Here is a 24,657-nt window from a genome sequence, read left to right as displayed (position 1 = left end):
GCTAGACTTCTGACTGTCGCGTAACGTATTGCTCCAGAAAACCGCTGATCTTATTCCGCCAAGTTTCTAAGTGTAGAACGTAATAAGGTTCGTGGCCAACACCAGCAAAGTAATGTCTATCCTTCGGGCCACCCAAGGCGTCGAAAATATCATCGGTTTCCTGGCGTGTCACGCGGGCGTCGTCGAGGCCGTAGAGGAGCAGGGTGGGAGCGGTGACGCGGCGCGCATAGTCGCGCGAATCAACCTTAAAGGGCCAGAATCCATTTTGCACGCCGCCCCAAAACAGGAGCAGGTTGGCCAGCGGAAAATCCGGTACACCCATCGAATGAAAGCGAATCTGGGTGGTTTCGAGCAAGCTGCCGTAGGGGCACTCGATGATGCTGGCTGTTGGCCTGATACCTAGCTCACTCTGCGACCGCAGAATAGCCACCGCACCCATCGAAATGCCATAAAGGCACACCGGCAGTTCAGGATTTTGCTGCTGCAAAAACTGGAAGGCAGCTGCTACATCGAACGCTTCGCGGTAGCCAACGGTGCATTGATTTCCTTCCGAGCCGCCATTGCCTGAGAAATCGACGAGCAGCGTCGAGTAACCTAGCTGCCGGAAGTTCTCGGCCTCATGCAACAGCTTCGCTTTGTTGCCGGTGTACCCGTGAAACAAGGCCACGCAGCCTTTCGCATTCGGCAATACACTGTACCACGCTTCCAAGCGGCCATTCGGGCTAGCCAGGTTGATGGTTTCGTACGGAAAATCGGGATAAACCTCGTTTACAGGCTTCGGGTTCTCGACTCCCGTGAGCAGCACTTTCAGCCGCTCAATTCGGGAAAGCTCTTCCGGCTGATCAGTACGCGGCTTGATGTCAGTCGAGAAATGCGTGAAGTTCCAGGCGTGACAAAAAGCTAGCACATTAGCCGAGGCAAACAGGAAAAGAGTGCCAGCAGTGAGCGGAGAACGTAGTTTCATCGAGGACGGCGTGAAGAAGACTCGCCACGCGGCGGCCGACTACCGGAACCTGCCGGGCCACCGGAGGGTTTAGGACCACCCGGACGACTACCAACTGGTTTGCGGGTCGCCGGCTTCTCGGGGGAAGTAACGTTAGCATCCCCTTTTTTCGTCAGAACAGGCCGTTGATCGGGCTGTTTGGTGGCCGAAAAAGCAGCTTTTAGTTTCTTGACTTCTTCCGCCGTCAGTTCGCGCCATTGGCCGGGAGCTAGGTTTTCAAGACCTAGGTGCGCAATCTGGGAGCGCACGAGGCGCAGGGTGGGAAAGCCCACAGCAGCCGTCATTTTGCGCACCTGCCGGTTCATACCCTGCGAAATCGTGATGCTGACCCACGAGGTCGGAATATTGGCCCGGAAGCGAATGGGCTTACTTCGTTCCCAAAGCGCGGGCACTTCGGCGAGCAGTTCTACTTGTGCCGGCGTCGTGAAGCCGTCTTTGATCTGCACGCCACGGCGCAGCTTTTCTAAGGCCTCTTCGGTCGGCTCGCCTTCTACTTGCACCAAGTAGGTTTTGGGCACTTTAAAGCGCGGATCAGCCAGGCGATGTTGCAAGGGCTTGTCGTCGGTGAGCAGCACGAGGCCTTCACTGTCGAAATCGAGGCGGCCGACGGGATAGATGCCGGGCACCGGCACAAACTCCTTGAGCGTCGTCCGGCCATTCTCGTCGGTAAACTGGGTAAGAACTTCAAAAGGCTTGTTGACGAGAACGTAACGCATTGGGATTGAAATAGAATGAAGTAAGAGAATCTCCTGCTGAACTGAACAGGTGTAGAGACGCGACATTTGGCTTACGCCTTCCTTCGGTTCGCGTCTCCTCGTTGAACGACCTACCTAGATAAACAACATCAGCAACGAGGAGACGCGACACTTCGCGTCTCTACACTTGTTCAACGAGGCCGTTCTTTCAAAAGAAAGTTACTGCTTTTGCGCTTGCAATTGCTTCAACCTAGCTTCGCGCACGCGGCGCGGCACCAGGGTTATCACGTTGCCGTTGGGGTAGACGATGAACTCGCCACTGTCGCGGGAGGTGCGGCCGGTTTTGCTTTGCTCGCGGTACGTATGATACACGTAGGTGGCAATGGGCGTGGCATCGGAAGCTAGCTTGGTGGAGATCTGCGCTTTGTTGGCAGCGGCGGCAGTAGGGCGCGGCAGAATGTGGCCGGCTTCATCGCGAAAAATCACCGTGTCAGCGGCGGCTGTCAGCTCGGCGAGCTGGGCAGCGTAGGCCACGGAGTCTTTGCGGGTGTACGGACGAAGCGTAAACTTCTCGGGTCGATAGTAGCCGGGTTCACCCAGGCCACTGCTGATGTAGTCAGAAACAGCAGCTTTTGCTTGCCTCTCAGTTGAATTACAGCTAGCCAGCAAGGCAGACCCAATCAGGAGGAAAAGCGGAGCAGATTTCATGGTGTGCAAAATAATAAAGTAGAATCGAGCAACGAATGTAGGACCGCGCCACAGCGCGTTCTCGCCCGCGCCGTTTGCAAAACAATACACACGTAATTTACTAGTGGACGAGTCGTTCAACGACGAACGCGCCGCGGTGCGTTCCCACAATCAAATTCCGCCCAAATACTTGCGGGCGGCCCATTCGGCTGTCACCAGCGCCAGGATGAGGAAGAACAACCATTTCAGGTTAATAAGATCCTTCAGATCCTCTTGGCTGTAAATCACCGGTTTGTAGTCGGCTTTTTGAATATCCTGGGTGAGCTGGGCGAATTGGCTCGGGTAATACAGCCGCGAGCCATTGCGGCGGCTGAGCTGGTAGAGCAGGTTGTGGTCGGCGCGGGCATCGAGGGCTTCGAGCTGCTGCTCCTGAACCAGCAGCTCACCCCGGTCTTGCTGCGGCTGGCCGCCTAGGGTAGCGCGGGCCTGGTAGCGGTAGAGGCCGCCCGGTAACGGACCTAGGTGCAGCGGAGCTCCATCTTCGCTGTTGGTGAAGCTGAAGGTGCGCGTCTTATTTTTCTCATCAGTGAGCGTAAGGCTGATCTGCTGGCCGTAGATGCGCTCGAAAATGGCGTTGTAGGTTTCCGCGCCGAAGGTTATATCATCGGCGGTGGTGAAGGCGTCTTGCGTGGGATACACGTCGAGGCGCTTCTTGTTGGCGTTCTGCGTCAGGAGCTGGAGCGTGCGGATGATGAAGCGGTCATAAGCTTCGGGGCGGTCGTCGTGGTCGGCGGCTTCTTGCAGGCGCCACTGCCAACTGCCGTCGGTAAGGAGCGTGGCCTGCTTTTGTTCCAGCGAACCACCGAATACCAGCAGCGGCTTCTGGGTGCTTACTTTGCCAACTTGCTGAAACAAGGCTGCTTCGGCACCGCCACCCAGGCGCAAGTCGCCAAAGGGCACGGCGGCGGGCGGGTAAGCAGCGAAGCGCCGCAATGCATCTTCCTCGAAGGAAAACCGCGAAAACGTAGGGTTCGGCACTGGCGTCACGTCGTCGGTCTGGGTGCCGCGGGGCGTGATGGTGAGCCCCGAACCTAGGTTGTTGTACGCATTCAGGTCCGATTGCGCGCCCAGGATGTAAAAGGCCGGAATGCGCTTTGCACGTACCTGCGCCAACACCTCGCCACCTACACCGCCGCGGGCCGGTAGCTGGTGCAGAATGGCAACATCGTAATCCTGAGCCTTGAGCGGCGCAATGCCAGGCAGGTACGAAACCAGGTCGAAGTTGTCGTTTTGCAGAATGGCGGCCCGCAACGCCTTCAAATCGGGGTGAGGCGCGGCGCCGGCCAGCAGCACGCGCAGCTTGCCTTTCACCACTTCCACGTAGGCGAACTTGTTGTTATTGAGTGTAGTGAATTCGCCGGCTTGCTTCTCAATGACGACCTCGTAGCGCCGTTTGCCGGGCGCCGGTGCCGTAATTAGAAACGTTGTTTTCTGGCGCCGCCGACCCGGAGCTAGGTTCACGCGCTTGGTTTCCAGCACGCGGCCATTTTCGCGCAGCTGGACGTTGGCTACGCCGCCGCTAAAGCCATCGTAGCCGATTTCGGCTTCAATCGGGAAGCGGTTGCCACTAAAAGCCACACGGTTATACGTAAGCGCCGGCAGGCTCAGGTCTTTCTTCGGCACCGTGTCGCCCACGGCTACGCTGTAAATCGGGAAGTTAAACTCCGAATACACCGGCGACTGACCCTGGTTCACAATGCCATCCGACACCAGCACCACGCCGGCCAGGTTGCGCCCGTCGTAGGCTTCCTGCACGCCGGAGAGCAGCCCGTTCAAGTCCGTAGCGGGCGCCTGGAAGCGCAGCGAATCGGGCCGGGAGGCGCGGGCGTTCGGGTCGAGCGTGCGGGTTTCCACGTTGAAGCCCCGGCCGCGCAACGATGTAATGAGCTGCTGCATACCAGCGGTAGCCTGGCTGAGCACGGCCGGCGGCGTAAACAGCCCAACCGATTGCGAGTTGTCGACGGCCAGTACCACGGTAGGCTTTTCGGTCGTCGTGCTGGTCGTCTTCACGAACGGGGAGAGCAGCAAAAAGCACAAGAAGCTGACTACCAGGAAGCGCAGCAAAGCCAGGCCGTAGTTCAGCGGCTTGCTCCACGGCGCTTTGGCCGAGTAGAGCAGGGCCGCGTAGCCCGCGCCCACGGCCAGGCACAGTAGAATCAGCCAGGGAGAGGAGGCAAAGGAAATCAAAGGCGAATTGGATAGCTAGAGCGATAAGAACCCCGAAGCTAGGGCAAGAGTTGCTTGCGGTAGGCGCTGGGCGAAGTTAGTGTGTTTTCGGTGGAGGAAAGAATGCCGGGTTTTGGTGACATGTAGCATAGCAAAACACTGGTGGATTGTCGCTACATTTCGTTTGACTACTCTTTTAGCGCATGCAAACAATAACCCTCAACCTACCTGATACGCTGAATTTAGATGCTAACGAAGTAGCAATGCTGGTTGCAACGCGCCTGTATGAACAAGGGAAAGTTTCGCTTGGGCAAGCAGCGGAAATCTGCGGGCTTTCCAAACGAACCTTTATTGAGCTGCTAGGCAGGTACGGCGTGTCCGTTTTCAATTACCCGGCTTCCGATTTAGCTAGCGATGTAGCCAATGCCTAGCATTATTGTGGCATTTGATTTAAAGCAGCAAGCTAGCAGCGGCTATGCACTACAACTGGTAAGCCTAGCCTTATGGAACTGCTTTTGTAGGGAGTAGTTTTGTCTGTAATCAGGAGCTAGCTTCGTGAGAAGAATCCTAAGCGAAAGGCTGCTCCGATAGTTAGCGCATGAAAAAAGTACTGTTCATCCTGTTAGCAACCCTAGGTTCCGCTTTTGCTTATAGCCCGGCTAGTGCCCAGCGCATTGTGCGGGTGAAGCTCAGTGATGCGGGCTCGACCCTGAATGCCCACTTCCCCCGCGACTACACCGACCGCACCTTCATCAAGGGGCTGGCCATGTACCGCAACAAGATCGAAGACCTGGTGGGTTGCCTTATCTTGCTGGAAGACAAGGATAAAGCGAGTATTATTGGGCAGTACATCAAATCGGGGGAGCCGCCCTTGCGCAGCTCAACGCTGTCGGATGTGCTGTACAATTCCAAAATCAGCTCGGCGTCGGCGATGAACGGCAGCTACATGGTGGCGTCGGTGGCGGCTTCTACCGCTTCCATTGTGGAGGTAATTCTGACGGACGTGAACGGCGTGCTCGTGCCGGAAACCTCTATTCCGTACCTGGATATTTGCCGGGCCGCGAAGAACGTCGACAAGGAGATTAAGAAGAAGATCTACTATATCCGGTCGGCGAAAGTGACGAGCGTGCACAGCCGCACCTATCAGGAAATTAACACGGAAGCCGGTATCAGCGGCACTGTGTTCAGCGCGGGCGGCAAGGTGTACAACTCCTCCGACCAGTTCAAGACGGATTACGTCGTGTCGGTCGACTTGGTGAGCCTCACCAACCTGCTCATGACCAAGAACTGCGATAACCTGATCAGCAACAGCGAGCTGGCCGTGCGGCAGCAGGTTCAGCAGGAAAAAATGGTGGTGGACAGGGCCGAGCAGGAACGCCGCATCCGGGAAAGTGAGCTGAACGCGGCCCGCGCCGAAGCCAACGAACTGAAAAACCGCGTGGCCGAAATGCAGGAAATGCTAAGAAGCCAGCGCGTAGTAGCCGACGAGTACCGGGCGCAGGTAAACAACCTGAAAGATGAGTTGATGACCGCGCAAAAGAAGGTCACGCGCCTGCAAGCCGAAACGGTTGAAATTCAGAATAAAGCTTCTCAGGTAACGGCTTCCTCGCAAGCACAACCCGCAGCCGCTGAGAACAAAACCAATAACCTGGTTCAGAAATCAGATATATCGGTGATTTCTGAGGTGAAGAACCTATCGAGCGAAGAGGTGAAGCAGATGGGCTTTAAGGATGTAAAGCCGGAGTAGATAGGTTAGGTATAGCATGATTAAGGAATATAGTGGACCCAGAAATTAACTTAAAAGCAGCAGTAAGTAATCTGTACAAGGCATTTGCAAAATATCCTGCTAACCCGAATATGGATGGCAGCCCTATGTATGCGGATAATTTAGATCAATGGAATCGTGATTTGACTTGTAAACCGTTGCATGAACTCTCGGGTGACGACTTAAGAATTTTCTACTTCAAGGCGATGACTACTTGGGGAGATGTGGCCGACTTTAAACACTTCTTGCCACGCATATTCGAGTTGCTTACGCAGTACGATTTAGATATAGATGAGTGGCCTGCACTTAGTAAGCTTAATTACGGAAAATGGCGTATTTGGCCAGAACCAGAGCAAGCAGCAGTAGAAGAGTACCTGCTCGCTTTTTGGCAATATCTACTAAGATCTTTTGATTATAAGGCTGAAGCCCATTTCAGTGACTATTTCGTTGCTATTGCTAACGTGTACCCGAGATTTAGAACGCTACTAGATCTTTGGGAAGCAGCCTTTCCGCAAGCACTAGTGCATTTAGTGAACTTTGTAGAATGTAATTCGAAGGCGGTGCTTCAGCGTCAAACGTTAGATAGCATCTACAAATTAGAGGTTGCAGGTCGGTACTTCTATAAATGGCTAACTACGGAAGCTATGCTTGCTAAATTGGAGGCCGCTTTCTTTGAGACGACTGATGAAGAATTTGCTCAAAAAGTGTCGATTGTGATTCAATTAATCGAAGGTCACCGCAATAAGCTGCTGAATAGCTAGCAAGTGCTTTACCCCGCCACCAGCTCCAACTGCCGCTGAACCTTCTTTCGCCGCCGAAGAACCAGCGCTACGCAAAACAGAATTCCGCCCGCCACCATCGCCGCGCCAACCCACTCCGGCGACGTATACCCTAGCCCCGCCGCAATGGGCAGACCACCTAGGTACGCGCCAAGCGCGTTGCCCGTGTTAAAACCCGACTGGCTCAGCGAGGACGCCAGCATTTCGGAACCTTTCGCCGCCCGAATCATCAGCATCTGGATGGGCGCCGCCGTGGAGAAAGCTAGGCCGCCGGTCAGGATGGTCATGATGATCGTGGGGATTTGATAATGGGCCGCCAGGGGGATGAGCAGGAGCGCTGTCGTCATGGCCATGAGCAGCCAGGTGGTAGCCCGCAGCGGCGACATGCGGTCGGTGAGCCAGCCACCCAGAAAGTTGCCTAGGGCCATGCCGACGCCGGCCAGCACCATAAGAAACGTCACGGCGTTGTGGCTGAAGCCGGTTACGTCGGTAAACAATGGCACGATGTAGCTGAACCACGCGAAAAAGCCGCCGTTGCCCAGCACCGTAATGGCAATAATCATCCACGGCTCTAACTTCGTAAAGGCGTGAAACTCGTCTTGCAAACGTGTATTCTTGGCAGGCAAATCGGGCAGCAGGCGGCGCACGCTTACCACGGTTATCAACGCCACCAGCACGATCAGCACGAACGGAATCCGCCAGCTGAAGTTATGACCTAGGTAAGTGCCAATTGGTACACCGATGATATTAGCGATAGTCAGGCCGGCAAACATGATGGACACGGCCTGCGCTTCCTTGCCGGGCGTTGCCAAACGCCCCGCTACCACGGCACCTACGCCGAAGAACGCGCCGTGCGGCAGACCCGAAATAAAGCGGGTCAGGAGCATGATATTATAGCTAGGTGCCAGCGCCGACAACCCGTTGCCCAGCGCAAACAAACCCATGAGCAACGCCAGAATCTGTTTCGGCGGCAGCTTGCCCGTGAGGGCCACCAGCAGCGGCGCCCCCACCACTACGCCCAGTGCATACGCCGAAATAAAGTGGCCTGCCGTCGGGATGGAAATGTGCATGGCGTGGGCGATGTCCGGTAGGATGCCCATCATGACAAATTCGGTCATGCCGATGCCCAGGCCACCTAGGGTCAGCGGCACAAGTGCAATTTTTGATTTCATTAAGACTTGATTGTGAGCATGTAGCGCGAAGCTCCCGCTTCGCGTATGGTTGAACGACTGGCACCTAGGTTGGTAACAACGATTATCGTTCAACGACGCGCGAAGCGGGAGCTTCGCGCTACGGTATAAAGCGAAGTGTCGGGCTGCCAGACCCTGTTAACCAAGGCCTAACAACCCGACACGTTTGAATCTTGTTCAGAAAAAGAAAGAAAAACCTAGGTCAGCATGCCCCCATCGACCTGCAACACCTGGCCGGTGATGTAGGCCGAATCGTCGGAAGCCAGGAAAGCGGTGGCCTTGGCTACGTCCTCCGGCGAGCCGCCGCGCTTGAGCGGAATGGCCTTGCGCCACTCGTCAACCTGCTTGGGGTCGAGGGCGCCGGTCATTTCCGTTTCGATGAAGCCGGGCGCAATGGCGTTGCAACGAATGTTGCGCGAACCTAGCTCCAGCGCCACCGATTTGGTGAAGCCAATAATGCCCGCTTTCGAAGCAGCGTAGTTAGCCTGGCCCGCGTTGCCTTTGATGCCCACTACCGATGTCATGTTGATGATGCTGCCGGCTTTGGCGCGCATCATGGGCTTGGTAGCGGCTTTGGTGAGGTTGAAGACCGATTTGAGGTTCACGTTCAGTACCTGGTCCCACTGCTGCTCGCTCATGCGCATGAGCAGACCATCTTGCGTGATGCCGGCGTTGTTCACCAAAATATCCAGCTTGCCGAACTCGGCCACTACGTCGTCGACCAGCTTTTCGGCCTGGGCGTAGTCGGACGCGTCGGAGCGGAAGCCCTTGATTTTGGTGCCGTGCGCCGCCAGTTCCTGTTCGAGCTGCTGGCCTTTTTCCACGCTGGAAAGGTAGGTGAACGCCACGTTGGCACCTAGCTGGGCGAAATGCGCCGCAATAGCGCGGCCGATTCCTTTGGAAGCGCCCGTGACGAGGGCGGTTTTTCCGTCGAGCAGTTTTGTCATGCGGCGAAGATAGGAGTTTGGTTTTTGGTTGGTAGTTTTTGGTTTTTAGCTCTCGTAATTACGAAAACAGCGCTGTCTAGCTGCCGATAAGTTGCCATCTTCGCTGCCGGATAGTTGCCAGCAAAGCAAAAAACCAAAAACAAAGAACCAAAAACCAACTGGTGCGCGAAGTCGATATTTGCATTCTGGGGGCGGGACCGGGTGGCGCTACGGCGGCCCTGCACCTGGCCAACGCGGGGAAAAGCTGCCTGCTAGTCGACCGCGCTACCTTCCCGCGCGACAAGATCTGCGGCGATGCGCTCAGCGGCAAAGTGGTCATGGAACTGCGCCGTATTAGCGCCGATTTGCCCGGCAAGCTAGCTGCCTCGCCCGCGCAGGTGCCCGCCTGGGGCATCGACTTCTTTGCGCCCAACGGCCGGCGGCTCAGCATTCCGTTCAAGCCCACCACCGGCGGCGGCACCGACGTAGTAGGCTACGTAGCCAAGCGCCTCGATTTCGACAATTTCCTGATCGAAGAGGTGCGCCGCCGCCCGGAAATCGAGCTGCTGGAAGACGTCGACATCGTGCGCCACGAGCGCACCGCCACCGGGCGTTGGCACCTAGGTACAGCTGATGAATCCGTGGAAATTTCGGCCAGGCTGCTGCTGGTAGCTAACGGCGCGCAATCGGCTTTTGCGCGGCAAGTGGCGGGGCACGCGCTGGAGCCCGCGCATCACTGCGCCGGCCTACGCACCTATTACCAGGGCGTGACCGGCATGAACGCCGAAAATTTTATCGAGCTGCATTTCTTGAAAGACTTCCTCCCTGGCTACCTCTGGATTTTTCCGTTGCCTAACGGGCAAGCCAACGTAGGCGTGGGCATGCTGACGGAGGCCGTTTCGAGCAAAAAAGTAAACCTACGCGAAAAGCTGAACGAGATGCTCACCACGCATTCGGCGCTGAAAGATCGTTTCGCGGGTGCCGAGCGGCTGGGTCCGGTGCGCGGCTTCGGCTTGCCGCTGGGTTCCAAGCGCCGGGCCTTGTCGGGCGAAGGCTATATGCTGCTCGGTGATGCCGGCTCGCTCATCGACCCGTTTACAGGCGAAGGCATCAGCCACGCTATGGTTAGCGGGCGGCACGCCGCCGACTGGGCAGCTAAAGCGCTGGTGGCTAACGATGTTACACCTAGCTTTTTGCGCCAGTATGATGCGGCAGTGTACCGCAGGCTAGGGCAGGAGCTGCGCCTGAGCCACACTATGCAGCGGCTCTTGAACTATCCTTGGTTGTTCAACTTCGTGGCGAATCGCGCTACCAACAACCCCATGCTGGCGGCAACGCTGTCCAGCATGTTCGTGGATTTAGATCTGCGGGAGCGGCTGCGCCAACCTAGCTTTTACCTCAAGCTGCTGTTTGGGGGAAAAGTGCGGTAAAGACAGAACGTCATGTCGACCATCAGGAGACATGACGTTCTTCTACTGTTATCACTACGGCCGTTGCGTAGCCGACACTTTTGCATCAGGCGCGGTGGCCGCAGCACCGGCGGTGTCAACGCCGACAGAGTCGCGCACGCGAGGCTCGGGCTTCTCCGAGAGCATGGCGCGCCGTGCCTCCAGGCTAGGTTTTTCGGTTTCGATGGTGGTAGCGCACTGCGTGGTAAGAAGCAGGGTGCCCAGGCCAAAAGTTATGGTAAGTAGAGCGTGTTTCATGGTGGTATGGTGCGAAGATGAGGCCGGCGGCCGGTTTGCACTTTCTACGTAGTGAGCGTGTTTAAAGGAGTAAGTATTTAGCATTTCTACTTTGTAGCTACTCCAACAATCGCCGCGTAACCTAGGTTATGGTGGGTAGCAAACGCTGGTTATCTTTGTCGCGCCTCCCGGCCCTGGCCCGGCGCGGTTCTCTTTTCTAATCTGTTCTCTTCAAGACAATTAACATGGCATTGCAATACGACCTGGTCGTTATCGGCAGCGGCCCCGGCGGCTACGTAGCTGCTATTCGGGCCTCGCAGCTCGGGCTGAAAGTAGGCGTGATAGAGCGGGAGTCGCTCGGCGGTATCTGCCTTAACTGGGGCTGTATCCCGACCAAAGCACTGCTCAAGAGTGCACAAGTGTTTGAGTACATGAACCATGCTGCCGACTACGGCCTGAAGGTTGAGGGCGCCAGCTACGACTTTGGTGCTGTCATCAAGCGCAGCCGCGGCGTGGCCGATGGCATGAGCAAAGGCATTAACTTCCTGTTCAAGAAGAATAAAATCGAAACGGTTTCGGGTGTTGGCAAGCTGCTCGCTCCCGGCAAAGTGGAAGTAACGAAGGCCGACGGCAGCAAAGAAACCGTTGAGGCCAAGCACATTATCCTGGCTACCGGTGCCCGCTCGCGCGAGCTGCCTGCTATGCCCATCGACGACAAGAAAATCATCGGCTACCGCAAGGCCATGACCTTGGAGCAAATGCCGAAGCGCTTGGTAGTGGTAGGCTCGGGCGCTATCGGCGTCGAGTTTGCGTACTTCTACCGCTCCATGGGTTCGGAAGTGACGGTGGTGGAGTTCCTGCCCCGCATCGTGCCCATCGAAGACGAAGAGGTGTCGAAGCAGATGGAGAAGTCCTTCACCAAAATGGGCATCAAAGTGCTGACCAGCGCCGAGGTAACCAAAGTAGACACCAGCGGCCCCGGCTGCAAAGTGACCATCAAAACCGCCCAGGGCGACCAGCAAATTGACTGCGACGTGGTGCTCTCAGCCGCTGGCGTCGTGACCAACATTGAGAACCTAGGTCTTGAAGAGCTAGGTATTAAAACGGAGCGTGGCCGCGTCATCGTTGATGACTTTTACCAGACCAACGTGCCCGGCATCTACGCCATCGGCGACATCATTCCGGGGCCGGCGCTGGCGCACGTCGCTTCGGCCGAAGGCATTATCTGCGTGGAAGCCATCACCGGTCACCACCCCGAGCCGCTCAACTACCAGAACATTCCCGGCTGCACCTACGCTTCGCCGGAAATTGCCTCGGTGGGCCTCACCGAAGCCGAAGCCAAAAAGCAAGGCTACGACGTGCTGGTGGGCAAATTCCCCTTCTCCGCATCGGGCAAAGCCAGCGCGGGCGGTGTGAAAGACGGCTTCGTGAAGGTGATTTTCGATAAGAAGTACGGCGAGTGGCTAGGTGCCCACATGATCGGCTCAAACGTGACCGAGATGATTGCCGAAGTAGTGGTAGCCCGCAAGCTCGAAACCACCGGCCACGAAATCATCAAAGCCGTTCACCCGCACCCAACGATGTCGGAAGCTATCATGGAAGCGGCTGCAGCTGCTTACGGCGAAGTGATTCACTTGTAAGAAGTTCTGGCTGTTAGCTAAAGTAAAAAGCCCTAGCATCCGCCAGCGGATGCTAGGGCTTTTCGTTAAATACAAGCAATTTTCTTTTGAGCTATGGAAAAGTTTCCTTCTTACCAGCGTCTATTTTTAATTCTATTGGCCGGCATTGCCTTAGTCGTAGTTGGCGGCTTGCTGAAAAGGCAAAATGTTGGCGGTTCTGGCCTGTTTGCGCTTGTTGGGCTAGCTATTCAAGCCGTAGCCATGATTATGATGGTGTATAAATACGCCAAGGGGCTGAAAAGCTAGGTGCTAAAGCTGCTCAGCGATAATAAGGCGAGTCAACTGTCTTTAAATAAAAGGATTAACCACACTCAATGTGTTGGCAAGTAACTGGCCGTGCTGTAAATCCTCCGAGTAGAGCGTCTGGCAGCCACATTCGAGCGCCGCCGCCACGATGAGCGAATCAAACCACAAAAAGCCGTAACGCTGAGCAACTTCAGTGGCTCGCAGAATGGTAGTCGGGGTATTCGTGTGGATAGAAAAGTTGCGTACAAGTTCCGGATAACCAGCCATGATTACTGGCCAGGGCGTCTTGAACTTACGAGAGCTAACGTTGATAAATTCGGTGAGTACCTGCGTGGAAATCCAGGTATCAGCTTGAGCCAGTGCAGACAAGGCTTACGCTTTTTTAACTACATCATTATTAGTGTAGGCATACACCAGAACATTCGTATCGAAGAAGCTTCTACCGCTCATTTGCTTCGTCGCGGTTAAATTTCCAGCCGTTAGTAGGAAAGCTAAACGCATTAAACGTTCGCTCTTCGGGCGAGCAAGGACCGGTAGATGAAGGCTGCGCTTCGGAAGTAGCATTAATGCTAAGAACCTCCAGCTGCTCTAATTCTTCGAGCAGGCGTAAGGCGTGTTCGTTCTTGAGGGTGACGGTTAAGGTAGTCATAACTTGAAAAGCTAGGTCTGAAGAGAAAGATACCTGAAAAGCGTTGAACCTGACCAAAAGGTTTCTGGCTCACTCTTGCACTTGCACGGGTTCCAGCGGCACCGTTGCTGCCGCTGGCTTTGAAGCTGCTTTGGGCTTGCGGCTCACCAGAAACACGCCGATAAAAATCAAGGAAGCCTGCAAAGCTTTTTGAAGCGTAAAGGTATCCTTCCCTAAGCCCACGGCAATGATGACGGCCAGCACCGGTTGCAGGTAGATATACACGCCCGTCAGCGCAGGACTGGCGTACTTAAGCGCCCAGTTGTTAAGCAGATAAGCCAGGATCGTGAGGCAGATAACCATGTACAGAATCTCCGACCAGATAAGCAGCGGCAGGTGCGCGTAGTCGATAGCTGCGGCCTGGCGCCAGCCGAAAGGCACTACTGCCAACGCTCCCACCAGGAAGATGCGGGCCAGCACCGTAAACGGGTGGTACTTGCGCATGAGCGGCGTCACGATGACCAGGTAAATGCCGAATGCAGTGGCATTCAGCAAGATATACAAGTTGCCCAGCGGCGTATCCTGGCCGGGCAAGGCACCCGTTTTACGACCTAGGATAATAAGCGCCGCGCCCACGCCGGCCAGCAAAATGCCGGTGGCACGAGTCGGCGTAATCTTCTCGCCGAGCAAAATGGCCGAGGCTAGCACGACCACAATCGGCGACACCGTTTGCACCAACGACGCATTGATCGGCGTAGTTAGCTCCAGGCCCGAGAAGAAAAGCAGTTGGTTGCAGGCAATGCCGATGAGGCCGCAGAGAATAGAGCGAACCGTATCGGCGCGGCCCGTGATGCGGTCTTTGGTGACGAATTGGCTCAGGATGTTGAAGAACAACGCCGCGCCAATAACCCGCAACGTGACCAGCCCAAACGGCCGGGCGAAGTGCGGCATCACGTCTTTCGACAGACTGTAGTTGGCTGCGTAAATGAAAGCAGCTGTGAATAAGGCTGCGTGGACGCGTAAAGAGTTTTTCATCAACGGCAAAGGTAAGGAGGCTACGAGCCTACCGCCTACTTTTGCACCTTACCTAGGTTATATGGCTACCGGTTCCCTGTTCGATTCTGACTCTTCCACATCTTCCTCTAATTCAGCGGCTCCGGCTGCGCGGCCCGGCGCCCCGCTGGCCGAGCGGCGGCGCCCACATACCCTGGCCGACTACGCCGGGCAGCAGCATCTGGTGGGTCCCGAGGGCGTGTTGCGGCGCTACCTGAACGGCGGGCGCTTACCTAGCCTCATTCTGTGGGGGCCGCCCGGCGTGGGCAAAACCACGTTGGCGCACTTGCTGGCCGATGAGCTGAAGCTGCCGTTTGCCGCACTTAGCGCCATCAATGCGGGCGTGAAAGACGTGCGTGAGGTGATTGAAAAAGCCAGGAAACAGCGCAACGCGATTCTGTTTATCGATGAGATTCACCGCTTTAGCAAGTCGCAGCAGGATGCGCTGCTGGGCGCGGTGGAGCAAGGCGTCGTTACGCTGATTGGCGCTACCACCGAGAATCCGTCTTTTGAAGTCATTCCGGCCTTGCTGAGCCGGGCGCAAGTGTACGTGCTAGAGCCGCTCGATAAAGACGTGCTCATCAGCATTGTGGATAAAGCCTTAGCCGAAGACGAAATCCTGAAGCAGAGAAAAGTGCGTATGGCCGAGTACGGCGCCCTGCTCACCATCTCGGGCGGAGATGCACGCAAGCTGCTCAACCTGCTCGAAATCGTCGTGGAAGCCAGCCGCCCCGACCCCGCCACCGGCGAAATCGTCATCACTGATGAGGTGGTGCAAAAGCTAGCCCAGCAGCACCTGGCCCGCTACGACAAAGGCGGCGAGATGCACTACGACGTGATTTCGGCCTTCATCAAAAGCATCCGCGGCTCCGACCCCAACGCGGCCGTGTACTGGCTGGCCGTGATGCTGGAAGGAGGGGAGGACCCCAAGTTTATTGCGCGTCGCCTGCTCATCCTGGCTTCCGAAGATGTGGGCAACGCCAACCCCAACGCCCTAATGCTGGCGCAAAGCTGCTTTCAGGCCGTAACCGTAATCGGAATGCCAGAAAGCGAGATTATTCTGTCGCAAACGGTAGTGTACCTGGCTACCAGCGTCAAGAGCAATGCGTCGTACCTGGCCATCAAGCAAGCTCGCTCGTTGGTGCGGCAGCAGGGCGTGCAGCCGGTCCCGATTCCGTTGCGCAATGCGCCCACCAAGCTCATGAAGCAGCTAGGTTACGGCAACGAGTACCAGTACTCGCATGATTACGCGGGCAACTTTGCCTACCAGGAGTTCCTGCCGGAGTCGCTGAGCGGCACCGTGTTCTACGAGCCCGGCCAGAACGCCAGCGAAGCCAAAATGCGCGAGCGGCTCCGGCAGTGGTGGGGCGAGAAATACGGGTATTGATGTAGCGCGAAGCTCCAGTTTCGCGCACGAGCAAAGCGAGTAATTGGCGTAAGCTGACGTCAGACGCGTAGGAACTCGCGCTGCTCGTGCGCGAAGCTGGAGCTTCGCGCTACGTCAGGCGGAAAAGCACCCAAAGCCTTCTACATTTGTTAGGCTACCATCTACCTATTTTCTTCTGATCAATGAGACAATTTTTTAAGTACGTGCTGGCTACCATCGTGGGCCTCGTACTTTTCGGCGTAATCGGGCTGGTTGTGCTGATCGGGCTGGCCTACAGCGCTTCCCGTTCCGAGAAAGACGTGGCCGTAGCTACCAATTCGGTGCTGGAGCTGAAGCTGGATAAGCCCATTTCGGAGCGCGAAAACCCTGGTTCGCTGGCCGCCTACATCACCGGCAACAACGCGGAAAGCACCGGCCTCGATCAGCTCAAGGAAGCCATTCGCCGCGCCAAAACGGACGACGACATCGAGGGTGTTTTCCTGAACGTGGAGCTGGTGCAAGCTGGCATGGCGTCGTTGGAAGAAGTGCGCGACGCGCTGATCGATTTCAAAAAGTCGGGCAAGTTCGTGGTGGCCTACAACGACATAGCTTCCGAGAAGAGCTACTACCTGGCCTCCGTCGCCAACCGGATTTACCTCAATCCGCAGGGCACGCTAGAGTTCAACGGCCTTAGCTCGGAGACGTACTACTACAAGAATCTGTTCGAAAAGGCTGGTATTGAGCCGTATATCTTCCGCGTAGGCTCGTTCAAGAGCGCCGTGGAGCCGTACTTCCGCGAGAGTATGTCGGATTCGGCGCGGCTGCAAACCACCTCGTTCCTGAACTCGCTCAACAACTTCATGCTGGGCCATGTGGCTACCGCGCGCGGCATTTCCCCGAGCCGCATCAAAGTCATCAGCGACTCGATGCTGGTGCACAACGCTGACGACGCCAAACAGCTCGGCCTCGTGACCGACCTAGGTTACTACGACCAGGCGCTTGACTACATGAAGGGCAAGGTGGGCGTGGCGAAAGACAAGAAGCTGAGCATGATCAGCCTCGACCGCTACACCAAGTCGGAAGACGAAGACGACAGCGCCAGCGGCAACCGCATTGCCGTAGTCTACGCCGAGGGCGACATCGTGACCGGCAAAGGCGGCGACGATAACATCGGCAGCACGCGCTTCGCGGAAGCCATTCGCAAAGCTAGGTTGGATGACAAAGTGAAGGCCGTGGTGCTGCGCGTGAATTCGCCCGGCGGCTCGTCGCTGGCCTCGGACATTATTTACCGCGAAGTGGTGCTTACCAAAAAGGTGAAGCCGATTATCTGCTCGATGTCGGACGTGGCGGCTTCGGGCGGCTACTTCATTGCCATGGCCTGCGATACCATCGTGGCGCACCCGAACACGATTACGGGCAGCATTGGCGTGTTTGGCGTGCTGCCCAACATTCAGCCGCTGCTGCGCGACAAGCTAGGTGTCACGACGGACCGCGTGACCACCGGTAAGTTCTCCGATCTGCCCACCATCACGCGCCCGCTCACGGAGTTTGAGAAACGGCAGCTTCAGCGGGAAGTGGACCGTATCTACGCCGACTTCACCACCAAAGCCGCCCAGGGCCGCCACATGCCCGTCGAGCGGCTGCGCCGCCTGGCCTCGGGACGGGTGTGGTCGGGGGAGGAAGCCAAAGCCCGCGGCCTCGTCGACGTGCTAGGTTCTTTCGACGATGCCATGCGCATTGCCGCCCGCCGCGCCAACCTCAAAGCGGATGATTACAACGTGCAGTACCTGCCCCGGCAGGATACTAACCCATTCCTTGCCCTATTCAACAGCTTTGGCGAAGAAGCCCGCTTGCGCATGATCAAGCAGGAAATGGGCCCTATGTACCCGATGTACGAGCAATACAAAAAGCTCACCCAGATGCAAGGTGTACAAGCTAGGTTGCCGTTTGAGCTGAGTATTCAGTAATAGATTTTTATAAAGCAAAACGCCTCGTTATAAACGAGGCGTTTTGCTTTATAAAGGACTGCTAAGGGCGTCGTTTTCCGTAATAAGTTGTCTCGGTACGACCACTAGGGCTGATAATCTCTCTTGCAATAAAATTTGCACTATCACCAGCGGTGTAGAAGCTGGCATAAGCTTCGAAACGGGGAGAAGTAGGTCCATATGGAAAGCTAAACGTATACTTCGAGCCGTCAGGAAGTTGAGGAGAGTTAGGGTTTGAGGGCAAATAAGTGAGCTTAGTGGTATTCCAGTTCAATGTACTATTACTCTCTTTCGTAATGCTTACCTCTTGGTCGGGCAAACGAACCTTGGTGACACTACCGCCATATACAATATTCGCACGCACTACTTTGCAAGCGTAGGTTCCAGCAAAATGCAAATCTGTGTGAGCAAAAATGTCATAAGGATTAATCGTGATGGTTTTGGTTATAGAATCATTTTTCACTGTACCAAAAGCCTTGAGCTTAACAGAGTACACGCCCGTCGAATTGTAAACATGAGTTGGGTTATCCGCTTGCTCTGTACCACCATCTCCAAAATTCCACATATATCGGGGCGCATTTTTTGATTTGTTTTGGAAAGACACAGTAGTTCCTTTTTCACTACTCTCCGGCAAGTCAAATGCTGCAACAGTCAATGCGTTAGATTCTGTATCATCGTCATCACAGGAGGTGAGTAAGGTAGCGGATATTAGAAGTAAGAGTCTGATTTCATGGTATATGTGTATGGAAGGCGGTATATGGAGAAACGGTGAATATATAAATTATAGTGTACTTACATAGCTAGGATAGTAGTAAGGCAACCACTACAAAAGATATACAATAGCGTCAGACAGGGTCGACAATTTGTATTATTGCAGACACCATTTCCTTTTTATGCAGCAGCTCCGCGAAGCAACTACTTACATCCGCCAACAGATCGGCGACTTTCAACCCGAGTTTGGGATTATCCTAGGTACTGGCCTTGGGGCGTTGGTGAAGGATGTGACGATTGAGCACACCTTGCCCTACGCCGATATTCCGCATTTTCCGGTGTCGACGGTGGAAAGCCATTCGGGGAATCTGCTGGCGGGTACGCTGGCCGGGCGGCGGGTGCTGGTGATGCAGGGGCGCTTCCACTACTACGAGGGCTACTCGATGGAGCAGGTAGTGTTTCCGGTGCGCGTGATGAAGCTGCTGGGTATCAAGAAGCTGTTCGTGAGCAACGCTGGCGGCGGCCTCGACCCCGAAATGAACTACAGCGACCTGATGCTGATCGAGGATCATATCAACCTGCAACCCACTAACCCGCTGGTAGGCAAGAACCTGGATGAGCTAGGCCCGCGCTTCCCGGATATGTACGAGCCCTACGACCTAGGTCTGCTGCTGCAAGCCGAAGCCGCCGCCCGTGAGCTAGGTTTTGCCGATAAAGTGCGCCGCGGCGTGTACGCCAGCCTGCCCGGCCCCATGCTCGAAACACCCGCCGAATACCGCTACCTGCGCACCATCGGCGCCGATGGCGTGGGCATGAGCACGGTGCCGGAAGTCATTGCCGCCCGCCACGCTGGCTTGCCGGTGCTGGCTGTGTCGGTTATTACGGATCTGTGCGCGCCCGGCAAGCTGAAACCCGTAGCGCTAGCCGACATCTTGCGTGCCGCCGCCGACGCGGAGCCTCGCCTCACGGCGCTATTCAAAGCAGTTATTGCGCGGCAAGCGGCAGGATAGTTTTCGAGCGTTTAACACAGAAAAGGCCGGCAGTTTGACTGTCGGCCTTTTCCGTAAACTTAGGGTAGAGGCTGTTGATACTTCTAAGTTGCTGTATTCTTAATTACTTCAATATCAACGTCTTGCGTTGATAGTTCAGCACCGTAAACACGCCTACGCCGCCCTGCACGGTTGACTTGACGGCGGAAGGCTGGGCGAACGGATTGCCGTTGGCATCACGCGCATCGTCGGCCGACTGCATGAACTGGTAGTATGGCTGATCGAGGTGGTAGAGCGTGACAATGAGTGTGTCTTGGGGGTTGAAGCGGTAGCTGGTACCTAGGGTAACCAGCTGGCCGTTGGTGAGCCGGTCGTCCACGCTGTAGTCGCTCTCCGGATCGGTATTGATGCGGCTCTTGTGAATCTGAAAGCGGTAGAAATCAGCGGTGTTGGCTGGGTCCTGAAAACGCGTGATGAGGTAAGCCTGGCGCTGATCTTCGGGCTTGTCGTTAAACTCCCACTCCACGGCCTGAATCGGAATGGCAGTGGGCATGGTGGCAGTGCCGGTCAGGTGGCGGCCCTGCTTATCGGTGATATCGAGCTGAAATGTGTCGCCGGGCCTGGCGGACAGGCGCCGCTTGCTGATGTGCGTATAGATCTTACGGGTGCGCCGATCCTGGCCGGGCGCGTACTGTAGGGTGTCGCGGGTGCCATTGGGCAAGGTAAGCACCACCGCTACGTCGGGTAAGCTTATCTCTTCAGTAGTAGATAGATAAGGAGCAGTTTCCGTCACCGTCAGGCGCGGTATCACACCGTCTTCCAGGTAGCATTCGACCACAATCTGGGCCGGACCGACGGGCAGCTCTACATCAATGTCTTTCTGCAAGCCGCAGCTTGCGGCCGCGAATACAGCAGGTACCAGGGCGAGAAGACGAAGCCGGGTGGAGAACATCATGCTCAGAACTTGAAATTGTACGTCAGGGCCGGGATTACCGGGAATAGCGACACTTGGCGGGCACGGTAGCCGGTTATCAGGTTGGTTTCCTCGTCCTTTATCTGGTCGAAGTAGACGAAATACGGATTGCGGTGATTATAAGCATTATAGATGCTTAGGGTTAAATCCCGCTCGCCGTGCCGCGGCCGGAACTTGTACACGATACCTAGGTCGAGGCGATGGTAGGAAGCCAGGCGGTAGCTGTTGCGTTCCGGATAAATCGGCACCACGGAGTAGTCGGAGCCGTAGGTATCCTGGTAGATAAAGCGACTTTGCGGCAGCGTGGTGGGGTTGCCAGAGGAGAAAACGAACGAGCTCGTCAGGTTGAAGCGCGTGGAGAGCTGGTGCAGCACGACCACCGTTAGATTATGGCGCCGGTCGTAGGTGGGGTAGAAAGTCGCGCCGTTGTTGATGCCCGTAGTGCCGCGCTGGGGTGGAAACTTGCGCTTCGTCCAAGCCAGGGTGTAGCCGATCCAGCCTGTTGTGCGGCCCTCTTTTTTCTCTAAGTATATCTCATTGCCATACGACCAGCCTTTGCCGAACAAAAACTCTGCGTCGAGGTCGGAGTTGGCAAAAAGCTGGGCGCCGTCGCGAAAATCGACCTGATTGCTGGCCCACTTGTAGTACACTTCATCCGTGAGCAGAAACTTGCCCTTACCGAGCAGAAAGCTGACGCCGGTAGCCACCTGCTGCGAGCGTTGCGGCTTCACATTCAGGCGCGAAGGATACCAGATGTCGGTGGGTAAGGTCGCGCCGGAGTTCGTGACCAGATGCACGTACTGGTACATCTGCGCGTAGCTCAGCTTCAAGGATGTCTTGTCAGTAAGCGAATAACGCGCCGCCAACCTAGGTTCGATGCCGCCGTAGTGGTCGGAGCCGCTCTGGAAGCCAGTCAGCCGCAGACCATAATCGAGCTGCAAGTCTTTGTTCACCCGAAAGTTATCGGAAGCATAGACGGCGGCCTCCTGGCCGGTATAAGCCACGTCGGAGTTGATATTGAGCGTGCCGTCGCCACTGTTGGCGTTCAGGCGGCCAACACCGAACTGATGATTCGTGACCGTCGCGCCAAATTTGAAAGTGTGGTGGTCGTTCAGGAGATAATCAAAATCAGTGCGAATGGCCTGATCCTTAATATCAGACGAGATGCCGAAGCCAAACTGATCGAGCTTGTTACCGATCTGGTACTTATAGCCGGTGGTTGAGACGGTGGTGTTGACGAAGAACTTCGGGGAGAAAACGTGATTCCAGCGCAGTGCGCCCACCGTGTTACCCCAGCTAAAATCGAAGTTGAAGCCGTTGGTGCTGTTAAACCCGAAGATATCGCGACCTAGGTAGCCGGTCAGAAACACCTGGTCCCGGTCACCTAGCTTGTAGTTGGCCTTCAGGTTGAAGTCGTAGAAGTAGTAGTCCGGGATAGGGTTGTAGTCGGGGTCGCTGTCGTTCAGCTTGTTGATCTGGCGCGTGAAAACATCGAAGTACGTGCGCCGCCCCGACACCAGAAAAGAGCCTTTGCCCTTCTTAATCGGCCCCTCCACGGTCAGGCGCGACGAAATGAGGCCAATGCCACCGCTGACACCAATCTTCTCCGGGTTGCCCTCGCGGGTCCTCACATCAACCACCGACGATAAGCGGCCGCCAAACTGGGCCGGGAAGCCGCCCTTGTACAAATCCACGCTCTGCACGGCATCCGAGTTGAACACTGAGAACAGCCCGAACAAGTGGGAAGGGTTATACACCACCGCATCATCCAGCAAAAACAGGTTCTGGTCGGCGGAACCGCCACGCACAAACAGGCCGCTGGTGCCCTCGCCACCGTTCTGCACGCCGGGCTTGAGCTGCAAGGTTTTCAGAATGTCGACTTCGCCGAACAGCGCCGGCAGCAGCTTGGCCTCGGTGGCCGTGAGGTGTTCCACGCTCATTTGCGGAGCGCGCAGCTTCTGCTCCAGCGTGGCCGAGCCTTGCACCACCACTTCGCCCAGCTCGTTTGTGGAGGCAGGCAGGCTAAAGGAAAGGCGCTGGTTTTTGGTCAGCGTGATGGTGCGCGTCAGGGTTTGGTAGCCGATAAAGGAAACCACCAGATTCTGCGTGCCGGCTGGCAGCGCCACCGAGTAGAAGCCCGTCGAGTCGGTGGTGGCACCTAGGCCGAGCGCGGGCGCGGCCACCGTAGCGCCCGGCAACACCTCCTTCGAGTCGGCGGCGCGGATGTAGCCGCTCAACGTGAAGCGCACCTGTGCCCAACCGGCCAGAGGCGCGCCCACGAGCAGTGAACCAATAAAAAGAACGAGCGGTAAAAATCGAAGGCGCATCAGGACTGGTAGGAAAGCACACAAAGGTAATCAGACGCGCTTCCCTAACGTTGGCTGCTGCTATTTATCGTATTTTCAATACGATATAACGTTCGCGCGGTGACCGGCGGCGCTGGCGCAAGGCTGCTATTGCACGTAGGAACTCAGCGTCTGGTTGAGCTGCGGCGCCGAAACAACGCCCGCCTGTCGCCACACCGGTTGGCCTTTGTGGAACAGGATAAGCGTGGGAATACTCTGTACCCGAAACTGCTGAGCCGCCGCCTGATTCCGGTCGACATCCACTTTTATCACCTTCACTTTGCCCTGGTGCTGCGCCGCCACCTGTTCCAAGATGGGAGCCATGGTTTTGCAGGGGCCGCACCAATCGGCGTAAAAATCGACCAGCACCGGCATTCCGGGGCTGCTGATAAGCTCGGCAAAAGATTTCTTAGGCATGGTAAAGCTAGGTTAGGAACGCAAAAACAGATACGCGGCAGGCGCGTACTTTATAAGGACTTCCTGATACGAAAAGTGCCCGCAAAAGGAACACCGGAAAAGCAAAAAGCCCGGCACTCATGCGCCGGGCCTGCCTGAAAGCAAAGCTAGGTTACTTCTCAATCACGGTTATGTCGTTGCCGGCGGCGGCAAGGTTGAAGTGGCCGCTCACCACTTTCTTGCCCTTCACTTGGCATTCCCAGACGTATTTGCCGGGGGCGGCCCTGGCCGCTTCGCCGGTGCTGGTCGCAAAATACTCCGCCTCGGAGGCTTCGGATGGGAAAACAACATCAATGCCTTTATCGGGCGACTGAATCTGTTTGGTGAGGATAAACTCCTTGCCTGTCGTTTGGTTTGTGACGATGAATTTGGCTGTGTAGCTACCCAGGGCCCCGAACTTATCGACCACCCCTAGCTTTACGTAAGGATCGGTCGAGACTTGCCACGTCTGGGCGTGGGAAGTGGTGGGGGTGAGCAGAAACAGCACGAGGAGCAGGCCCGCCGTTCGGCAAGCATGGGCAAACAAAGAGGGGAAAGCAGAAGTAACGTTGAGCATAACAGCTAGAAGAATGACGATTGACAAAAGGGTAAGATATGAGGCCGGCTTAGCGCATACCCCGCCGGGCTTCACCCGTATAAACCGAAAGCAAAATATTGGCCAAACAGGAGCGAAAAGCTCGTCCAGAAGCTAGGTGCTTTGATAAGTTGATAGGAAAAGGTCGAACATTTTGAAAAAATACTTAGTAAAACCGGTTTATTACTACCGAATCTATACTGCTTATGCCACGTCGTCGTGCGGCTCGTGCTGAGCAGATCCGCGAAATCAGCGCAAAATCGAGTGCGGAGCCGCAGTGTCAGCTGTGTTTGCGCCACGTTCGGCACGTCACGCGCCACCACCTGGTGCCGCGCGAGGAAGGAGGCCGCTACGGGCCCGTAGCCGATTTGTGCCAACCCTGCCACAGCACCGTGCATTTGCTGCTAAGCAATCGGGAGCTGGCCCGCAAATACGGCACCATCGAAGCGCTGCGCGAGGCGGAGGAGTTGCAGAAGTACCTGCACTGGGTACGGCGCGGCCGGGTAGAGCACATTTCCAACCGTAGGAGCCGCCGCTCGTAGCCGCTCGACCTAGGTCGAGCTACCTAGGTGTTCGGGTAGACAAGCGCATACGTCGTTTATATTCGGGCTGGTAGGCTTCTGACTTCGTACTACTTAATGGCCCACAGGCCTACTAACACGGCGCTACCTAGCTTTGGGTAGGCTTTCAACTAAA

The 24,657-nt window shown here is 56.0% G+C and carries 25 protein-coding genes; 10 read left to right on the top strand and 15 right to left on the bottom strand.

Annotated features, from left to right (window positions below; all coding sequences use genetic code 11):
- Window position 1: 1 nt before the first annotated feature.
- From IEX74_RS16805 to IEX74_RS16790, 4 genes are all read right to left on the bottom strand, one after another.
- Entirely contained in the window at window positions 2–964 is a 963-nt protein-coding gene (locus IEX74_RS16805; protein ID WP_188815176.1) for an alpha/beta hydrolase, read from the bottom strand.
- The gene (locus tag IEX74_RS16800) at window positions 961–1,719 is read right to left on the bottom strand and encodes a pseudouridine synthase (RefSeq protein ID WP_188815175.1); all 759 of its coding nucleotides are present in this window, start codon (window positions 1,717–1,719) and stop codon (window positions 961–963) included. The genes IEX74_RS16805 and IEX74_RS16800 overlap by 4 nt, the downstream gene beginning before the upstream one ends.
- Window positions 1,720–1,917: 198 nt before the next feature.
- Entirely contained in the window at window positions 1,918–2,406 is a 489-nt protein-coding gene (locus IEX74_RS16795) for a hypothetical protein (RefSeq protein ID WP_188815174.1), read from the bottom strand.
- Between the two features lie 150 nt (window positions 2,407–2,556).
- Window positions 2,557–4,632 (bottom strand): vWA domain-containing protein, encoded by a 2,076-nt coding sequence (locus IEX74_RS16790; RefSeq protein WP_229755341.1) that lies wholly within the window; start codon window positions 4,630–4,632, stop codon window positions 2,557–2,559.
- A gap of 182 nt (window positions 4,633–4,814) precedes the next feature.
- Between IEX74_RS16790 and IEX74_RS16785 the strand changes: the two genes are divergently transcribed.
- The 3 genes from IEX74_RS16785 to IEX74_RS16775 all read left to right on the top strand — a co-directional run bounded on the left by IEX74_RS16785 (window position 4,815) and on the right by IEX74_RS16775 (window position 7,137).
- On the top strand, window positions 4,815–5,042 hold the full coding sequence (locus IEX74_RS16785) for a UPF0175 family protein (protein WP_188815173.1): 228 nt from the start codon (window positions 4,815–4,817) through the stop codon (window positions 5,040–5,042).
- A gap of 167 nt (window positions 5,043–5,209) precedes the next feature.
- Window positions 5,210–6,358, top strand: a complete 1,149-nt coding sequence (locus IEX74_RS16780; RefSeq protein WP_188815172.1) for a hypothetical protein — start codon at window positions 5,210–5,212, stop codon at window positions 6,356–6,358.
- 32 nt (window positions 6,359–6,390) lie between these two features.
- On the top strand, window positions 6,391–7,137 hold the full coding sequence (locus IEX74_RS16775) for a hypothetical protein (protein ID WP_188815171.1): 747 nt from the start codon (window positions 6,391–6,393) through the stop codon (window positions 7,135–7,137).
- A gap of 8 nt (window positions 7,138–7,145) precedes the next feature.
- Here IEX74_RS16775 and IEX74_RS16770 read toward each other — a convergent pair whose 3' ends face one another.
- Together IEX74_RS16770 and fabG are read right to left on the bottom strand one after the other, a co-directional pair.
- Entirely contained in the window at window positions 7,146–8,327 is a 1,182-nt protein-coding gene (locus tag IEX74_RS16770) for an MFS transporter (protein WP_188815170.1), read from the bottom strand.
- A gap of 215 nt (window positions 8,328–8,542) precedes the next feature.
- On the bottom strand, window positions 8,543–9,292 hold the full coding sequence (fabG, locus tag IEX74_RS16765) for a 3-oxoacyl-[acyl-carrier-protein] reductase (RefSeq protein ID WP_188815169.1): 750 nt from the start codon (window positions 9,290–9,292) through the stop codon (window positions 8,543–8,545).
- Between the two features lie 161 nt (window positions 9,293–9,453).
- Between fabG and IEX74_RS16760 the strand changes: the two genes are divergently transcribed.
- On the top strand, window positions 9,454–10,701 hold the full coding sequence (locus IEX74_RS16760; protein WP_188815168.1) for an NAD(P)/FAD-dependent oxidoreductase: 1,248 nt from the start codon (window positions 9,454–9,456) through the stop codon (window positions 10,699–10,701).
- Between the two features lie 54 nt (window positions 10,702–10,755).
- On the opposite strand, the gene IEX74_RS16755 is transcribed toward IEX74_RS16760, so the two are convergent.
- A complete protein-coding gene (locus IEX74_RS16755; protein ID WP_188815167.1) occupies window positions 10,756–10,977 on the bottom strand; it encodes a hypothetical protein in 222 nt (73 codons plus the stop codon).
- 224 nt (window positions 10,978–11,201) lie between these two features.
- Here IEX74_RS16755 and lpdA point away from each other — a divergent pair, with 224 nt between their 5' ends.
- Window positions 11,202–12,596 (top strand): dihydrolipoyl dehydrogenase, encoded by a 1,395-nt coding sequence (gene lpdA / locus IEX74_RS16750; RefSeq protein ID WP_188815166.1) that lies wholly within the window; start codon window positions 11,202–11,204, stop codon window positions 12,594–12,596.
- Window positions 12,597–12,689: 93 nt separating this feature from the next.
- Entirely contained in the window at window positions 12,690–12,881 is a 192-nt protein-coding gene (locus tag IEX74_RS16745; protein ID WP_188815165.1) for a hypothetical protein, read from the top strand.
- Window positions 12,882–12,923: 42 nt separating this feature from the next.
- Here the strand turns inward: IEX74_RS16745 and IEX74_RS16740 are convergent, their stop codons facing one another.
- The 3 genes from IEX74_RS16740 to IEX74_RS16730 all read right to left on the bottom strand — a co-directional run bounded on the left by IEX74_RS16740 (window position 12,924) and on the right by IEX74_RS16730 (window position 14,544).
- Window positions 12,924–13,250, bottom strand: a complete 327-nt coding sequence (locus IEX74_RS16740; protein ID WP_188815164.1) for a PIN domain-containing protein — start codon at window positions 13,248–13,250, stop codon at window positions 12,924–12,926.
- 70 nt (window positions 13,251–13,320) lie between these two features.
- Window positions 13,321–13,530: a hypothetical protein gene (locus IEX74_RS16735; protein WP_188815163.1), complete on the bottom strand. Its 210-nt coding sequence runs from the start codon at window positions 13,528–13,530 to the stop codon at window positions 13,321–13,323.
- A 69-nt stretch (window positions 13,531–13,599) separates the two neighbouring features.
- On the bottom strand, window positions 13,600–14,544 hold the full coding sequence (locus IEX74_RS16730; RefSeq protein WP_188815162.1) for a DMT family transporter: 945 nt from the start codon (window positions 14,542–14,544) through the stop codon (window positions 13,600–13,602).
- A 61-nt stretch (window positions 14,545–14,605) separates the two neighbouring features.
- Between IEX74_RS16730 and IEX74_RS16725 the strand changes: the two genes are divergently transcribed.
- Window positions 14,606–15,949 (top strand): replication-associated recombination protein A, encoded by a 1,344-nt coding sequence (locus tag IEX74_RS16725; RefSeq protein WP_188815161.1) that lies wholly within the window; start codon window positions 14,606–14,608, stop codon window positions 15,947–15,949.
- A 182-nt stretch (window positions 15,950–16,131) separates the two neighbouring features.
- Window positions 16,132–17,895 carry a signal peptide peptidase SppA gene (sppA, locus tag IEX74_RS16720; RefSeq protein ID WP_188815160.1) on the top strand — a complete coding sequence of 588 codons (1,764 nt, stop codon included), beginning with the start codon at window positions 16,132–16,134 and terminating at the stop codon, window positions 17,893–17,895.
- A 61-nt stretch (window positions 17,896–17,956) separates the two neighbouring features.
- Here the strand turns inward: sppA and IEX74_RS16715 are convergent, their stop codons facing one another.
- Complete coding sequence (locus tag IEX74_RS16715) at window positions 17,957–18,568, bottom strand: PKD domain-containing protein (RefSeq protein ID WP_188815159.1); 612 nt, start codon at window positions 18,566–18,568, stop codon at window positions 17,957–17,959.
- 238 nt (window positions 18,569–18,806) lie between these two features.
- Between IEX74_RS16715 and IEX74_RS16710 the strand changes: the two genes are divergently transcribed.
- On the top strand, window positions 18,807–19,634 hold the full coding sequence (locus IEX74_RS16710) for a purine-nucleoside phosphorylase (protein ID WP_188815158.1): 828 nt from the start codon (window positions 18,807–18,809) through the stop codon (window positions 19,632–19,634).
- A gap of 103 nt (window positions 19,635–19,737) precedes the next feature.
- On the opposite strand, the gene IEX74_RS16705 is transcribed toward IEX74_RS16710, so the two are convergent.
- From IEX74_RS16705 to IEX74_RS16690, 4 genes are all read right to left on the bottom strand, one after another.
- On the bottom strand, window positions 19,738–20,568 hold the full coding sequence (locus IEX74_RS16705) for a DUF4249 domain-containing protein (RefSeq protein ID WP_188815157.1): 831 nt from the start codon (window positions 20,566–20,568) through the stop codon (window positions 19,738–19,740).
- A 2-nt stretch (window positions 20,569–20,570) separates the two neighbouring features.
- Window positions 20,571–22,913, bottom strand: a complete 2,343-nt coding sequence (locus tag IEX74_RS16700; RefSeq protein WP_188815156.1) for a TonB-dependent receptor — start codon at window positions 22,911–22,913, stop codon at window positions 20,571–20,573.
- Window positions 22,914–23,039: 126 nt separating this feature from the next.
- Window positions 23,040–23,348, bottom strand: coding sequence for a thioredoxin (gene trxA, locus IEX74_RS16695; RefSeq protein WP_188815155.1), 309 nt, complete (start codon window positions 23,346–23,348; stop codon window positions 23,040–23,042).
- Between the two features lie 151 nt (window positions 23,349–23,499).
- Complete coding sequence (locus IEX74_RS16690; RefSeq protein WP_188815154.1) at window positions 23,500–23,943, bottom strand: hypothetical protein; 444 nt, start codon at window positions 23,941–23,943, stop codon at window positions 23,500–23,502.
- Between the two features lie 224 nt (window positions 23,944–24,167).
- On the opposite strand from IEX74_RS16690, the gene IEX74_RS16685 reads away from it, so the two are divergent.
- Window positions 24,168–24,503 (top strand): HNH endonuclease family protein, encoded by a 336-nt coding sequence (locus IEX74_RS16685; RefSeq protein ID WP_229755340.1) that lies wholly within the window; start codon window positions 24,168–24,170, stop codon window positions 24,501–24,503.
- Window positions 24,504–24,657 lie beyond the last annotated feature (154 nt).

It is taken from the genome of Hymenobacter cavernae (genome assembly GCF_014641455.1).
Taxonomy (GTDB): Bacteria; Bacteroidota; Bacteroidia; order Cytophagales; family Hymenobacteraceae; genus Hymenobacter; species Hymenobacter cavernae.
The sequence above is the reverse complement of the archived record's forward strand: the minus strand, read 5'-3'. Positions and strand labels throughout refer to the sequence as shown.